The sequence below is a fragment of the Alteromonas aquimaris genome, from assembly GCF_026183695.1.
In the GTDB taxonomy this organism is placed as follows: Bacteria; Pseudomonadota; Gammaproteobacteria; order Enterobacterales; family Alteromonadaceae; genus Alteromonas; species Alteromonas aquimaris.
Genome location: NZ_JAPFRD010000011.1, coordinates 120,676 through 135,380, shown reverse-complemented (window position 1 = coordinate 135,380; position 14,705 = coordinate 120,676). Strand labels below are relative to the sequence as shown.

The 14,705-nt window shown below is 46.9% G+C and carries 13 protein-coding genes; 5 read left to right on the top strand and 8 right to left on the bottom strand.

Annotated features, from left to right (window positions below; all coding sequences use genetic code 11):
* Window positions 1-2: 2 nt before the first annotated feature.
* The 3 genes from ilvA to OPS25_RS10700 are packed head-to-tail and all read right to left on the bottom strand — an operon-like array spanning window position 3 to window position 4,371.
* On the bottom strand, window positions 3-1,571 hold the full coding sequence (gene ilvA, locus OPS25_RS10710; RefSeq protein WP_265617712.1) for a threonine ammonia-lyase, biosynthetic: 1,569 nt from the start codon (window positions 1,569-1,571) through the stop codon (window positions 3-5).
* Window positions 1,568-3,421, bottom strand: a complete 1,854-nt coding sequence (gene ilvD, locus OPS25_RS10705) for a dihydroxy-acid dehydratase (RefSeq protein ID WP_265617711.1) — start codon at window positions 3,419-3,421, stop codon at window positions 1,568-1,570. The genes ilvA and ilvD overlap by 4 nt, the downstream gene beginning before the upstream one ends.
* A 17-nt stretch (window positions 3,422-3,438) precedes the next feature.
* A complete protein-coding gene (locus OPS25_RS10700) occupies window positions 3,439-4,371 on the bottom strand; it encodes a branched-chain amino acid transaminase (protein ID WP_265617710.1) in 933 nt (310 codons plus the stop codon).
* A 357-nt stretch (window positions 4,372-4,728) separates the two neighbouring features.
* Between OPS25_RS10700 and OPS25_RS10695 the strand changes: the two genes are divergently transcribed.
* On the top strand, window positions 4,729-5,352 hold the full coding sequence (locus OPS25_RS10695) for a trimeric intracellular cation channel family protein (protein ID WP_265617709.1): 624 nt from the start codon (window positions 4,729-4,731) through the stop codon (window positions 5,350-5,352).
* 70 nt (window positions 5,353-5,422) lie between these two features.
* Window positions 5,423-6,937, top strand: coding sequence for a YifB family Mg chelatase-like AAA ATPase (locus OPS25_RS10690; protein WP_265617708.1), 1,515 nt, complete (start codon window positions 5,423-5,425; stop codon window positions 6,935-6,937).
* On the opposite strand, the gene ilvY is transcribed toward OPS25_RS10690, so the two are convergent.
* Window positions 6,919-7,782 carry an HTH-type transcriptional activator IlvY gene (gene ilvY, locus OPS25_RS10685; RefSeq protein ID WP_265617707.1) on the bottom strand — a complete coding sequence of 288 codons (864 nt, stop codon included), beginning with the start codon at window positions 7,780-7,782 and terminating at the stop codon, window positions 6,919-6,921. The two genes, OPS25_RS10690 and ilvY, sit on opposite strands and share 19 nt — an antisense overlap.
* A 154-nt stretch (window positions 7,783-7,936) precedes the next feature.
* On the opposite strand from ilvY, the gene ilvC reads away from it, so the two are divergent.
* Window positions 7,937-9,412: a ketol-acid reductoisomerase gene (gene ilvC / locus OPS25_RS10680; protein ID WP_265617706.1), complete on the top strand. Its 1,476-nt coding sequence runs from the start codon at window positions 7,937-7,939 to the stop codon at window positions 9,410-9,412.
* Window positions 9,413-10,065: 653 nt separating this feature from the next.
* The gene (locus tag OPS25_RS10675; RefSeq protein WP_265617705.1) at window positions 10,066-10,398 is read left to right on the top strand and encodes a hypothetical protein; all 333 of its coding nucleotides are present in this window, start codon (window positions 10,066-10,068) and stop codon (window positions 10,396-10,398) included.
* 59 nt (window positions 10,399-10,457) lie between these two features.
* Here the strand turns inward: OPS25_RS10675 and OPS25_RS10670 are convergent, their stop codons facing one another.
* Together OPS25_RS10670 and OPS25_RS10665 are read right to left on the bottom strand one after the other, a co-directional pair.
* Complete coding sequence (locus tag OPS25_RS10670) at window positions 10,458-11,672, bottom strand: multidrug effflux MFS transporter (protein WP_265618406.1); 1,215 nt, start codon at window positions 11,670-11,672, stop codon at window positions 10,458-10,460.
* 123 nt (window positions 11,673-11,795) lie between these two features.
* Complete coding sequence (locus OPS25_RS10665; protein ID WP_265617704.1) at window positions 11,796-12,257, bottom strand: Lrp/AsnC family transcriptional regulator; 462 nt, start codon at window positions 12,255-12,257, stop codon at window positions 11,796-11,798.
* Window positions 12,258-12,346: 89 nt separating this feature from the next.
* On the opposite strand from OPS25_RS10665, the gene OPS25_RS10660 reads away from it, so the two are divergent.
* Window positions 12,347-12,940, top strand: coding sequence for a LysE family translocator (locus tag OPS25_RS10660; protein ID WP_265617703.1), 594 nt, complete (start codon window positions 12,347-12,349; stop codon window positions 12,938-12,940).
* A 44-nt stretch (window positions 12,941-12,984) separates the two neighbouring features.
* Here OPS25_RS10660 and OPS25_RS10655 read toward each other — a convergent pair whose 3' ends face one another.
* Complete coding sequence (locus OPS25_RS10655) at window positions 12,985-13,437, bottom strand: NfeD family protein (RefSeq protein WP_265617702.1); 453 nt, start codon at window positions 13,435-13,437, stop codon at window positions 12,985-12,987.
* Window positions 13,437-14,396 carry an SPFH domain-containing protein gene (locus OPS25_RS10650; protein ID WP_265617701.1) on the bottom strand — a complete coding sequence of 320 codons (960 nt, stop codon included), beginning with the start codon at window positions 14,394-14,396 and terminating at the stop codon, window positions 13,437-13,439. The genes OPS25_RS10655 and OPS25_RS10650 overlap by 1 nt, the downstream gene beginning before the upstream one ends.
* Window positions 14,397-14,705 lie beyond the last annotated feature (309 nt).

The window sequence follows — 14,705 nt, the reverse complement described above, 5'->3', positions numbered from 1 at the left end:
ACTCACTCTAGGTTACAGGTTGGTTGCACTTCAGTGGGCGTGGATAAAAAGAACCGATAAGCAGGATCCTTACTGACGTCCTGATATTGGTAATCTAACTGCCTTAAGTGATCATTAAATTCTTGCCGGCTAGGCGGTGGTATGTCAAATCCGGCTAGCACCAGCCCTTGCGCCGCGCCATGATTTCGATAATGGAATAAGGTTATGTTCCAGCGCTCCCCCAGGGTGCTTAAAAATTTAAGTAATGCCCCGGGATATTCTGGAAATTCAAAAGCAAATACCGCTTCGTTTAAGATGGTGGGGGGACGTCCTCCCACCATATGTCGCACGTGCAGCTTTGCCAGCTCGTTGTCCGACAGGTCAAACGTATTAAAACCGCCCTTTTGCAGATTATCAGCTAATGCGGTGTATTCCGCCGCCCCCTGCTTTAATCGAATACCCACAAAGACATGGGCTTCATTCTCCCCCGCGTAGCGATAATTAAACTCGGTGATGGCCTTACCCCCTACACATTCACAAAATTGTTTGAAGGCACCAGTCCGTTCAGGAATGGTCGCAGCAAACACCGCTTCTTTACGCTCGCCTAGTTCACACCTTTCCGATACATAACGAAGCGTGTGAAAATTAATATTGGCCCCGCACAAAATGCCAGCGAGCTTACAACCAGATAACGCGTTTGCTTTCACGTATTTCTTAATTGCTGCTACTGATAAGGCACCGGCTGGTTCAGCAATCACGCGAGTATCATCAAATATGTCCTTAATCGCGGCGCATATCTCATCATTTGTCACCGTAACGATGTCATCGATAAGCTCGTTACATAACCTGAAGGTTTCCGTCCCCATGGTCTTGACCGCCACGCCGTCGGCAAAAATACCCACCGCCGGTAATGAAACGGGGCGCCCCTGTTGCTTGGCAGCTTTGAAGCACGCTGACTCTTCCGACTCTACCGCGATAATTTTTATATCCGGACGCAGTTGTTTTAAATAAACGGCAATGCCTGCCGCTAAACCTCCGCCGCCGACGGCTACGAAAATGATATCGACATGGGGGAGCTGTTCTAATAACTCTTTACCGATAGTACCTTGTCCGGCAATCACATCTGGATCATCGAAGGGGGGGATAAAGGTCAACCCCTGCTTTTCTCCTAACTGATGGGCGTAGTGGCTGGCCATATCAAAACTGGTGCCGTGCTGCACCACATTGACGTATTGACCGCCAAATTGTTTCACCGCTTCTACCTTAATGTCAGGGGTGGTTTCAGGCATCACAATAGTCGCCTTCACACCGCACATTTTTGCCCCATACGCCAGCCCTTGCGCATGGTTACCCGCAGATGCTGCAATAATGCCTGCTTCACGTTGCGCATTACTGAGTGTCATTAATCGATTGTACGCGCCACGTAATTTAAACGATTTAACCGGTTGTTGATCTTCACGTTTTAAAAAGATATCGTTGTCTAGCTGGTTAGATAACCTGCTCATCAGCGTAACATCGCTTTGTACCGCCGCGTCATACACGGGCGCAAGTAAGATTTTTTTTAAGTACTCATGGTGAGAAAGCTGACTCATAGCAGCTTCTCCAATTTTTCTTTATCTCTAACCGCCCCACGATCAGCACTGGTTGCCAGCAGGGCAAACGCTTTTAACGCAGTGGATACAGTACGTTGACGCGACTTCGGTAGCCACGGCGCGACGTGACTTTCCATCGCTTGATAGCGTTTTTGCATTTCTTCATCCGCGAGCAGAACGTTTATACTTCTGTTGGGAATATCGATGGTTATCTTATCGTCATCCTCGATCAGCGCTATACCCCCTTTATTTGCTGCTTCGGGGGAGCAATGTCCTATGGATAACCCACTGGTGCCGCCAGAAAAACGCCCGTCAGTAATTAAGGCACAGCTTTTTCCTAACCCTTTTGATTTTAAATAAGACGTAGGGTATAGCATTTCCTGCATCCCTGGCCCGCCTTTTGGCCCCTCATAGCGGATAACCACCACATCACCAGCTACGATTTTATCTCCCAGAATGGCGGCCACAGCATCATCCTGACTTTCAAACACGCGCGCGCGTCCGGTAAAGGTATGGATACTTTCATCCACGCCAGCAGTTTTAACAATGCAGCCGTTTTCGGCAATATTGCCGTAAAGTACCGCCAGCCCGCCATCCTGACTGTAAGCGTGATCGACGTTTCGGATACAGCCATGTTCGCGGTCGGTATCGGCATCCGGCCAGCGACAATTTTGACTGAAGGCCTGGGTTGTGCGAATACCCGCAGGGCCAGCGCAATAAAATTCTATCGCCGCGCGATTACTCTCATTGGTGATATCCCAGGCATTGACCACGTCTTGTAGGGTGCCACCTAAAATGTGGGGGACATCGCCATGCAACAACTTGCCACGGGCAAGCTCTGCTAAAATTCCCATTACCCCCCCAGCCCGATGAACATCTTCCATATGATATTTAGGGGTGGACGGCGCTACTTTACATAAGTGAGGTACCTGCTTTGATAAGCGGTCAATATCTTCCATCGAAAAGGGAATTTCCCCTTCAGAAGCTGCTGCCAATAAATGTAAGATGGTATTAGTTGAGCCTCCCATTGCAATATCCAGGCTCATTGCATTCTCGAACGCTTGTCGGTTGGCAATATTTCGTGGCAATGCGCTTTCGTCATCATGTGCATACCAACGCTGACATAAATCGACTATTACCTTGCCGGCCTGCTCAAACAACTGTTTGCGATCAACATGGGTAGCCAGGGTAGAACCATTGCCAGGTAACGCCAGCCCCAACGCTTCGGTTAAACAATTCATGGAATTGGCAGTGAACATACCAGAACAGGAGCCGCAGGTAGGGCAGGCTGAGCGTTCTATTTCGTCACTTTGCTCATCACTGACCGTATCATCGGCTGCGGCGACCATCGCATCGACTAAATCTAATTTAATAATTTGATCGGACAGCTTCGTTTTACCCGCTTCCATAGGGCCCCCTGAAACAAACACTACCGGGATGTTTAACCGCATCGCCGCCATTAGCATGCCGGGGGTAATCTTGTCGCAGTTGGAAATACATACCAGGGCATCGGCGCAATGCGCATTTACCATGTATTCCACCGCATCAGCGATAATTTCACGGGAAGGCAAACTATACAACATGCCCGCGTGGCCCATAGCAATACCATCATCCACCGCGATGGTATTGAATTCTTTGGCTACGCCGCCGGCCAGCTCAACGTGCTGAGCCACCAGCTGACCTAAGTCTTTGAGATGAACATGCCCGGGCACAAACTGCGTAAAGGAATTGGCAATCGCAATAATGGGTTTGCCAAAATCACCATCTTTCATTCCAGTAGCGCGCCATAGAGCTCGGGCGCCCGCCATATTGCGACCTTGAGTGGTCGTTGCAGATCGTAGTTTGGGCATGTTGTTTTACCATAATGTTATTTGTAAACGGGCGTTAACCAACCCCATTTATCAGCTGTTGAACCGTTAAACAGACCGAAGAACATGTCTTGCACCTGTTTAGTGATTGGGCCGCGGGTGCCACTGCCTACGTTGATACCGTCCACGCTACGCACAGGTGTGACTTCAGCGGCAGTCCCACACATTAAAATTTCATCAGCCAGATACATGGCTTCCCGAGGGATATTTTCTTCACGAACTTCATAACCCATTTCTTTAAGCAGAGTCATCACAGTGTCCCGCGTAATGCCAGGCAATATGGCGGCCGTCTTGGGTGTGGTGCTGACCACGCCGTTGCGGATGACAAAAATGTTTTCGCCCGCCCCTTCACTGATATAACCGTTTCGGTCTAGTGCGATGCCTTCGCCATATCCATGACGACGAGCTTCCATTGAAATCAATTGTGAAGACAGGTAATTTCCGCCTGCTTTTGCGCCCGTAGGCATAGTGTTAGCAGCGAGACGGTTCCAGGAAGAAATTCCGGCATCCACACCATTTTTGAGTGCTTCTTCACCTAAATACGCACCCCACTCAAATGCAGCAATGGACACTTCAGTTTCTTGTCCAAAGGGCACCTGCAGGCCCATTCCGATATCGCCGTAATAGGCGATGGGACGGATATACGCAGATTTCAAATTATTTTTGCGAATAATATCCAACGTACCTTCGTTAATTTGATCGAGCGTATAAGGGATGGTCATCCGATAAATTTTCGCCGAATCGAACAAGCGACGATTATGTTCTTGCAGCCGGAACACGCAGGTGCCCTGATCAGGAGTGTTGTAGGCGCGGATGCCCTCAAACACCGACGAACCGTAATGGATCGCGTGGGTCAAAACGTGAACGGTAGCCTCTTTCCAGGGAACGATTTTGCCGTTAAACCAAATATATTCAGCAAGTTGCTTAGCCATGTTAAATCCTTTGAGTGTCGGAGCAGCGCCCCGTGCTGCCAATGCAGCGTAATGAGTATCGCAACGAATAATACATGACGGGGCATACGCACCCAATAACGATTGCTTTCGTCAGACCACTTTTCATCAGCGCAGGTGTAAATTTTCCTGCCCGACGCAAGAGATAGATAAGCGCATACCTACAGATAGATAGCGAAAGTTAGATGATTACCTTTAACAGTAATCGTAAAAAGTAAAAAGAGAGAAGTGAAAAGTGAAAAGCTGGCTAGGACTCTTCACTTTTAGAATAAATAGCATGAAATAAACGGCATATTCAAGTATTTTGCAATGAACTCTCCAAGATTATCGGAATGCAGTGTGGAAGATTGGTTTCATATCATTAACTTAGCTGGTGTGGCTGTGTGTGCAATTTCAGGTACGTTAATGGCCTACCAAAAGCGTATGGATGGATTCGGTGTAGTTGTTTTGGCTTCGGTCACCGCTATTGGTGGGGGGACCTTGCGTGATATGGTGTTAGACCTGCCCGTGTTCTGGGTCCAAAACACCGATTATCTTTATATCACCCTTCTGGCGGCTTTTGTCACCATCATCTGGTTACGCTTTAGCCCACGTTTTCCTTACCATTATTTATTAATCGCCGATGCGTTTGGCTTGGCTTTGTTTAACGTGGTCGGTCTGGAAAAAGCGCTGATGGTGGATGCGCCGATGGCGGTGGCTATAGCTATGGGCACCATCACTGGAGTTTTTGGAGGCTTACTACGAGACGTAATTTGCCGTGAAATTCCACTGGTATTAAATGGTGAACTGTACGCCATAACCTGCATAGTTGGCGGTTTCGGTTATGCGCTTGCTTATAACCTGGGGCTAAGTAGCCAAACTTGCATGATGATCGCACTCATCATCACTATTCTTACGCGTTTGGGAGCCATGCGCTGGCACTGGCAATTACCCGTATTTCATAGCGAACATCCCAAAAACTGACCTTTTGCGCAGTACTTTTCCTGATCAGGATCCGCTAGCCTGAGCGCCAGGTAAATGCAGGAGAACAGCGGTGGGATTGGCGGTCGTGTATACGCGGGCAGGGACGGGGTTATCTGCACCGCTGGTTAAGGTAGAAGTCCATCTGGCGAATGGGCTGCCAGCGTTCCATTTAGTGGGCATGGCGGAAACAAGCGTAAAAGAAGCGCGTGATCGAGTTCGTTGTGCGCTGATTAACAGCGGTTTTGACTTTCCGGTACGACGCATAACCGTAAACTTAGCGCCTGCGGATATTCCAAAGTATGGCGGGCGCTATGATTTAGCCATTGCTATCGGTATTTTAGCAGCATCGAACCTTGTCCCTGCTGACCATTTGCGTGACTATGAAATTATTGGCGAGCTAGGGCTAACCGGCGAGTTAAAAGAAGTTCAAAACGTGATCCCTGCCGCCATCGCCAGCAGTCACGCACAGCGAACACTTCTTCTTCCCGAGGCTAACGCTGACGAGGTCAGCTTGGTTAGTGACGCTTACTGTTTACCGTTGATGTCACTGTTGCAGGCCTACCAGTTTTTAGTAGGTCAGGAACAATTAACGGCGGTGCGAAAACTTAACTTACAGCATATTGAGGCCAGTCCGCAGTGGGATGATGTAATAGGGCAGGGACAAGCTAAACGGGCCTTGATGATTGCGGCTGCTGGTGCCCATAATCTGCTTTTCGTCGGCCCCCAGGGTACGGGGAAAAGCTTGCTAGCCAGCAAATTAACCGGCTTACTGCCTCCCCTAAACAACGTTGAAGCGCTGGAAGTAGCCTCTGTTCATTCTGTCAAAGGAATTAGAATTGACCCTGACAAATTTGCCCAACGGCCTTTTCGCGCCCCGCACCACACCAGTTCAGCTGTAGCGCTTACAGGGGGTGGTAGTCATCCCACCCCTGGCGAAATATCGTTGGCGCACCATGGGGTGTTATTTCTGGATGAGTTACCAGAGTTTGGTCGCAAAGCATTAGATGTACTGCGCGAGCCCTTAGAAACAGGTGATGTGAATATATCCAGAGCATCAGGTAGTGCGACCTTCCCAGCTAACTTCCAGCTTATTGCCGCCATGAACCCCAGCCCTACCGGCGACATAGAAGATAATCGAATGTCGCCTGATCAGGTATTGCGGTACTTAAACCGGTTATCTGGTCCATTACTAGACCGTATAGATCTGCAGGTTGAAGTACCGCGTCTTAACGACTATCCGATGCATGACATTGCCGTATCTCCTGATACCGACTCGGCGATGAGCGCCAAAAAAAGTGTAGCCAGCGCCCGCCACACGCAACTTGAGAGGCAAGCGTGTTTAAACAGCTCAATTAAAATTGATGTATTGATTCCATTATGTCTGCTTAGCGATGAGGACAAAGCATTTATGCAGACAGCCGCCAGACAGTTAAAACTGTCAATGCGGGTATTTCATCGCACGTTAAAAGTGGCACGCACCATCGCAGATTTAGAGCAGAGTGTGTGCGTGACCCGAAAACACATAGCTGAAGCATTAGGGTATAGAGCCCTGGATAAAATTATTGCTCAATTAAGTGCTAACTGAAGCATGGCCTTTATCAGTGGATGATGACGTTTAGCTTTTAAACAGCTTAGTCCCAACTGAAACCCCGGTAGGTCGGCTACCTGAATTTGCGTCACTTTACTCCCAAGTTGAGAATGATCTAACACGACCTTAGGCACGAAACCGATGCCACAGCCGAGCGCCACCATGCTGACGATAGCTTCATTCCCCCCTACAGATGCGTAGATAGACGGTGAGATAGATTGATGACGAAACCACGCTTGGACGATAGTTCTGGTGGGGCCTTGCTCAGGCAGAATAACCTGTTGCGTCTGCCAATCAATCGTTTCTATCGTGGCTACATTGAACTCTCTTGGCGTAATGAGCACCAGGGGAATATAGTCGATAGGACTAAAAGCAAGTTCACCCGGATAATCATCGGTATGAATAGCAATGGCAATATCACATTGTTCAGACAGCACGCGCTCAATGGATGATGCCGGATCCCCCGTAGTCAGGCGAATATCAACATGGGGATGGAATTGTCTGAACTGGGACAGTAATGCAGGCAAATGGCTCTGACTGGCCGTGACCGAACAGTACATTTTGATTTCACCGCGCAATACTTGTTTTGTTGTACTCAGATCAGCCTGCAATTCCTGCCACTGTTGCAGGGTCTGCTCACCGAAGGCCAACAACTTTTTCCCTTCGTAGGTAAGCTTCACTGAGCGATTATTCCGCACAAAAAGTGCACATTGACACTCTTCTTCTAAGCGTTGAATCACCCGGCTCAAGGTGGAAGCGGTGACATGCATGGCCAGCGCGGTTTGTCCAAAGTGAAGCGTCTTGGATAAGTGGACGAATAATTTAAGTGATCGAAAATCCATACATTGCATTTTCTGCAAAATAGTTTTGCAAATATATCATTTTATAAAACATAAAGACCAGCGTAAGCTGCAACTATTCCGACGAAGGCACATGCGCTTTTCAGATCGTTAGATAAAAAGTAGAAAGTAAAGAGTAAAAAGAAGTTGGATAATTATGGCTAATTATTTTAATTCCCTCTCATTGCGTGAGCAGGTTAGACAACTAAAACAGTGTCGTTTCATGTCGCGCGATGAGTTCTCCCTCGGCTGCACGTTTCTAAAAAATAAACGCATAGTTATTGTGGGTTGTGGCGCGCAGGGGTTAAACCAAGGTCTTAATATGCGTGATTCAGGTTTAGATGTGCGTTACGCGTTAAGACAAAGTGCAATCGATGAAAATCGCGATTCTTTCAAACGTGCGTGTGACAATGGTTTTCAAGTAGGCACCTATAACCAATTGGTACCTGAAGCGGATGTAGTGTACAACCTGACGCCTGATAAGCAACATGCTGATGTGGTTAATGCGGTAATGCCCCTGATGAAAGAGGGCGCCGCTTTAGCGTATTCACACGGATTTAATATTGTTGAGCAAGGCCAGCAAATTCGCGCGGATATTACTGTAGTGATGTGTGCCCCCAAATGCCCTGGCACCGAAGTACGCGAAGAATATAAGCGCGGATTCGGTGTACCCACATTAATTGCCGTGCATCCTGAAAATGATCCGCAGCAACAAGGATGGGAGATTGCCAAAGCGTTGGCCAGTGCAACAGGCGGGGACAGAGCAGGCGTTCTCGCTTCGTCTTTCGTCGCCGAGGTTAAGTCAGATTTAATGGGCGAACAGACGATCTTATGCGGGATGCAACAATCTGCGGCTATTTTAGCGTTTGATAAGATGACCGCCGACGGTATCGATGCTGCATACGCTGCGGCCCTGATCCAGCAGGGCTTAGAACAAATCACTGAAGCGCTGAAATTAGGCGGGATCACGCATATGATGGATCGACTATCTAACCCGGATAAGCTCACCGTGATGCACCTCGCAGACGAGTTAAAACAGGTGTTGCGCCCCCTCTTTGAACAGCATCAGGATGATATTCTAAGCGGTAAATTTTCTGAACAGATGATGCAGGATTGGGCGGACGAAGATAGCAATCTACTGAGGTGGCGGCAAGAAACCCTATCAACGGGCTTTGAACAAGCGCCTGCCTACAACGGATCCATCGATAAACAGGAGTTTTTCGATAACGGTCTGTTTTTAGTTGCGATGATAAAGGCGGGCGTGGAACTTGCGTTTGAGGTGATGGTCGAAGCAGGCATGTTGCCTGAATCGGCTTATTATGAGTCCTTACACGAAACCCCCTTAATTGCTAACACCATTGCTCGCAAGCGCTTGTATGAAATGAATGTGGTCATTTCTGATACTGCAGAATACGGGAATTATCTGTTCTGCCAGCGTGCCATCCCCCTATTGAGAGAAGCGATCATGCCGAAAATTGATCTAACGCTTATAGGGAAAGCTCGAAAGCTGTCGTCTAATTACGTCAATAACCAAAAATTATTGCATGCCAACTTTGCAATTCGGGATCATTTAATTGAAAGTGTGGGTCATTCACTACGGGAACATATGCTCACAATGCGCTCTGTGGCGTAACAAATATCAAGTTCTGTCGTTAGGTGCTTTAAAAAGCCCTCTTGCCCAGCTAATTTAGCTGGGCTTTTTTATACTTTAACCAAGCGCCTCACTCTATTTTATTCGCGTTCCTGAAAAAGCCCTGCTGCGCACCCCACCATGCTGCCCTAAAATGGCACTAACATCTTAATATCAATGGTTAATCATCCTTGAGCTACAATACAGACAGAGTCCCTTGTATGCCTCACATAACTAAGTTAGTTTGCCTGATAACGACTACAAAAGACTTGTTTTTGGCACCCTAAACTGTCAACGCTGTACGTTTTTTATCCTAATAAACTGATCACCTCTTTCTTTTCACGGGTATTTAGTAATACTAAGTGATACGTATTAGTGAATTATCATACTTATGTCTAAAAGTGACGACATATAGAGACACATTTTTGAGTCTTTATAAATCAATAACTTAAGTCGATATAATAGTGTTTGTTAAATTTATGTAATGTTTAGTGTTCCCGCATTAGTACGATATATTATCGTCTGTAGCGACTTCGCAACACTCTGTAACAATTACATATCGTAACCTGTTGTTTTTATAAGATTTTCATAGTTGGCACAAAGTTTGGTTATACAATACGTCCTTCCTATATTCTTATAAAAACCAGAGGTAAATCATGCAAGCAGGAATGTCCCGTTTTACACAAGTTGGAGATTGGATTTTTGAAGTCAAAATGGTGCGAGCGTTACGTGTACAAGAGTTTGGTCAACCATACAGCGCTTTTGCAAGTATCACCGTTAATGGAGACAATCTGTATATCGACTCCCAAATGACCCGCCTAAATGAAGACTTTAATCGTGATGATTACATGTCTTTCTACGAATTCTGCAAACAACTCGACGCTAAAGAAGTGCATTACGATAAAGTACGTCGTGGCAGACGCCAACCGCGCATTGTCGCCATTGAAGAAAATCAAAAACCCCTGGCAAAAATTCAATTAGTCAAATAAAAAGCGTCATTCAGTTATTAAGAAGCTTGCGATTTTACTTGATAAGGTTTTTATCCGGCTCAATCTCGCTCAGCGTAATTGACAGCGAAAAACGCGAGCGACATAAAAACGATGAAACCTACCCCGATGGGATAAAGGGTAGTGTGGATGAATGCATCGATACTCATAGCAATTGGCACAGCCAGCAGACTGGATATCGAGCCAATAATCGCCGCTCCAAGTCCTGCCATGTTGCCTAGAGGTTGCATTGCCATGGCATTGAGATTTCCAAAGAGTATACCGATAAAAAAGAAGCCACAGAACATGGTGATGACAGTTATCCATAACGGGGGCAGCCCTTCCCACTGATGGATTATGGCGGTAAATATCAGTGAAAAGCTAATCACGCCGTAGAGTGCTACGCGGCAAAGTCTCCTCATGCCCACCCGCAATACCATGGTGCCGTTAAAAAGTGAGGCAAGACCCACCGCGAACGCTAAGGTCGCAAAATAGTACGGAAAGTGGTGGCCGGTTTTATAAAACGTTTGAAAAATAGTTTGTGAGGCACTCAGGTACGCTAGAAAAGAGCCGAAGATGCAACCCATTGCAAGGGTATACCCCATAACACCTCTGTGGCGAAAAATTACCAGACACGAGGCTTGTAATTGTTTTAAGCTGAACGGACTACGGTTAGAGGGCGAAAGGGTTTCCGGTTGACGGGCAAAAAACCAACACCCCACAATTATTGCCATTAACAAAAATAAAGTGAAAATGTGTCGCCACGAAAACGCATTGAGCACCATTTGTCCAACAACCGGAGCAAGCATAGGTACCAGGATAAACACCATCATAATAAAACTCATTACTCTGGCCATCGCGTTCCCTACATAAATATCCCGAATAATCGCCATCGACGCAATACGCGGCCCCGCCACTCCAATCGCCTGAATCACTCTGCCGTAAAGTAACATCTCCATGCTGGTCGCCAGCATACAGACCAATGTGCCCGCAGCAAAAATGAGTAAACCGACTAAAATAGTTGCCCTTCTACCCTTAGCGTCAGCGAAGGGACCGAAAAATAACTGACCGAGCCCCATGCCGACGAAGAAAACGGTAATTGTCAGGTGAACCTGTTGAAGATTTTTAGCCTGGAGATCCTCACCTATCTGGTTAAGTGCAGGTAGCATGGCGTCGAGACTTAACGCCACGAAAGAAGTCAGCAGCGCCATCAACGCAATAAACTCAGCTAAGTGAAGTGTAGGTGTGGCAGAAGTTGTCAGTGAAGCGTCGCGCATGAAAGTGACTGCAAGGTCAGAAAAATAGGCCGGGATGATACCATCTTCCTGCGGCATGTCCTGTGGTAATCCGATAAAGAGACCGATTTAACCGTTTATTTCCAAACTGAACACTACCTGCTGTTATCGCCTCTCATCTTTTGCCGATTCCATCACCACATGCGTACTTATCGTATTAACCTGCGGAATCGAACCCAGAACGTCGGTATGGAATCGTTTAAATGCGTCAATGTCGGATGTTTCCACCCGTAAAAGATATTCAAATGCCCCTGTAACGTTATGACATTCTTTGACCTCGAGCGCACCACTGACTGCTTCTTCAAATGCTGCCTGAGAAGATTTGGAGTGAGATTTAAGCCCGACTGCCACATAAGCGGTAAAACCATTGCCTAATAACTTTTCATTAAGTATCACCCGATAGCCTGCAATGACCCCTTTACTCTCAAGGTCCTGAACCCGGCGCAAACAGGCTGAGGGAGACAAACCAATAATATCGGCAAGCTCTGCGTTCGAAATACGCGCATTCTTTTGCAGCTCTGACAATATTCTTTTGTTATAAGAGTCAATTTTGAAAGTTTGTTGCATAAAGTTCGCCATTTACGATTGTTAACGCTGAGAAATGATGACATTACCGGAGTAAAATTGTTCCTACAAGCGTATTAGGGTAAATAATCATGACAACTGAAATATTGGCCGGCCTCAGTCTTTTTGCTCTGGTGTCGTCTATCACCCCAGGCCCCAACAATATTATGCTGATGACATCCGGCGTCAATTACGGCATCAAACGCACCCTGCCACATATGTTTGGCGTTGGGCTTGGGTTTACGTTAATGATTGCTGCGGTGGGGTTGGGTGTGATGGTCGCGTTTGACCGCTTTCCCGTGGTTTATTCAATATTACGCGTGGTTAGTTTGGTGTATTTGTTATACCTGGCGTATCGAATTGCCACCGCCAATGAGGCCAACTGGCAAACAAAAAATACCGGCCGGCCAATGACCTTTTTACAGGCGGCGCTGTTCCAGTGGGTGAATCCTAAGGCTTGGACAATGGCACTCACAGCGATCACGGTTTATGCGCCAGGAAGAGAGGTGTCGAGCATTTTGTTTGTTGCCCTGGTATTTGGCGTAATAAACCTACCCTGCATCTCTTCGTGGGTGATGGCCGGTACCAAATTACGCTATTTTCTTTCCAAGCCGAGAACGCTGCGGATGTTTAATGTTTCAATGGCAGTGCTGTTGGTGGCCTCGGTGTTACCGTCACTGGTGTGATAAGCAAACCATCATCGTGCTGGTACGCTGTCCTCAACCCCACGTTAGATGGGTTTCACAAACCATTTACCGACACTGACATCCACCACTTTCACGGTACTGCCGGCGGTGATTTCGGTGTCGCTATAAACTTGCCAGGTAATTCCGGAATAGCTGTAAGGTACGTGTTGCCCTTTGCGTAAATCTTCGGGCAAATCAAACCTAATCCCGTGGTAGTCCGTTTTGGTTTTCTTTTTAGAGGTATTTTTAGTGAAGTTTTTTAATGGCTTCCACAAGATAAGTGAAAGCCCCCCCACCAACACTGCAAATACCAGCAAAGCCACGTCCCAGGATTGAATTACATTCGTGTACAATAATCCCGACATCACCAGAAACGTGATACCGGCGACGGTGAGAATAATAGTTCCTCCACCCAGTATCAGCACGTCAACTAAAATCAGCCCTAATCCCAACAACATCGCTATTGCGGGTGCGCTTTGTGGAAGTTCACCTAACATTAGTCTGCCTTTACCCGGGTTGCATTAATTTTGCTCATCACTGCCATCGCCTGTGCAACTAATGAAGATGGATCCGTAGCACTCTCTGGCAATAAAATGACCGAGCTTTCATCCGCAATTGCTTTTTTCGCTTCTATGGCTTTGATCGCCAGATCCAGTTGAATAGCTTTTGCTCCCTTGTCTGTTGCAGCTTGCTCACCTACCACCCGCAACGACTCTGCCTGAGCTTCAGCCACTTTCAATATTGCTTGGGCTTCCCCTTCAGCGTATAAAATTTTCTCTGATTTTTCCGCTTCCGCTGCCAGCACTTTCGATGCTTTGTGTCCTTCTGCGATATTAATTGCGGACTGGCGTTCACCCTCGGACTCGAGAATTTTTGCCCGTCGCACCCGCTCAGCCTTCATTTGCGCTTCCATCGCCTCCATCACAGATTGAGGCGGCGTGATATCTTTTATTTCATAACGCAGCACCTGAACACCCCAGGGGTCACTGGCCTCATTGAGTGCATTCACTATTGCAGTATTCAGCAACTCTCTTTCTTCAAATGTTTTATCCAGTTCCATCTTGCCAATTTCACTGCGCATGGCGGTTTGCGCTAACTGGGACACAGCAAATTTATAATCTTCTACCCCATAGGTTGCCTTAACCGGGTCAATCACACGAATATATAGCACGCCGTCCACTGTCAACGTTATATTATCTCTGGTAATCGCGCCTTGGGAGGGCACATCAATAGGTTGCTCTTTAAGCGAGCGGTCTGCGGCAACAGATTCAATGATGGGGATAGCGAAATTGAGTCCGGCGGCCATCGAGCGGTTGTACTTGCCAAAACGTTCAATAATATAAGCTCGATTTTGCGGAACGAACCGTATACCGGTTTTCACCACAACCAGTACTACGAGTATTGCGATAACTTTCCAGGCGAAGCCGAAAAGTTCAGGTCCTGTTAGAGTTTCCATGCGACATGATTCCTTGTATGGTGGGTGTTGTTATAACTTACCCTTTGCTTACTTTACTCAAAATTTCCCTCTTTGGAAACTCGCCTAATGCGGTAAAAACGTCCTCGTCTAGTTACCCGTTAAATTTTCGTCATTAATAAAATATACAGCAATCCTTTCTTGAGCAATTAAAGTAGAAAAAGAGATGTCACCACTTCTCGCGGTTTGCCCTTTGAAAAATATTTCCGAGTTATTTTATGCGTAATCTGTTGTATTTGTACCAAATCAATAAAAAAGTCTCTACTATCCAGGTTATAATGCGATTTTTCT

Excerpts from the sequence above, each read along its gene's own strand:
- ilvA (WP_265617712.1), bottom strand. The coding sequence starts at position 1,571 with ATGAGTCAGCTTTCTCACCATGAGTACTTAAAAAAAATCTTACTTGCG.
- ilvD (WP_265617711.1), bottom strand. The coding sequence starts at position 3,421 with ATGCCCAAACTACGATCTGCAACGACCACTCAAGGTCGCAATATGGCG.
- OPS25_RS10700 (WP_265617710.1), bottom strand. The coding sequence starts at position 4,371 with ATGGCTAAGCAACTTGCTGAATATATTTGGTTTAACGGCAAAATCGTT.
- ilvY (WP_265617707.1), bottom strand. The coding sequence starts at position 7,782 with ATGGATTTTCGATCACTTAAATTATTCGTCCACTTATCCAAGACGCTT.
- ilvC (WP_265617706.1), top strand. The coding sequence starts at position 7,937 with ATGGCTAATTATTTTAATTCCCTCTCATTGCGTGAGCAGGTTAGACAA.
- OPS25_RS10675 (WP_265617705.1), top strand. The coding sequence starts at position 10,066 with ATGCAAGCAGGAATGTCCCGTTTTACACAAGTTGGAGATTGGATTTTT.
- OPS25_RS10670 (WP_265618406.1), bottom strand. The coding sequence starts at position 11,672 with ATGCGCGACGCTTCACTGACAACTTCTGCCACACCTACACTTCACTTA.
- OPS25_RS10665 (WP_265617704.1), bottom strand. The coding sequence starts at position 12,257 with ATGCAACAAACTTTCAAAATTGACTCTTATAACAAAAGAATATTGTCA.
- OPS25_RS10660 (WP_265617703.1), top strand. The coding sequence starts at position 12,347 with ATGACAACTGAAATATTGGCCGGCCTCAGTCTTTTTGCTCTGGTGTCG.
- OPS25_RS10655 (WP_265617702.1), bottom strand. The coding sequence starts at position 13,437 with ATGTTAGGTGAACTTCCACAAAGCGCACCCGCAATAGCGATGTTGTTG.
- OPS25_RS10650 (WP_265617701.1), bottom strand. The coding sequence starts at position 14,396 with ATGGAAACTCTAACAGGACCTGAACTTTTCGGCTTCGCCTGGAAAGTT.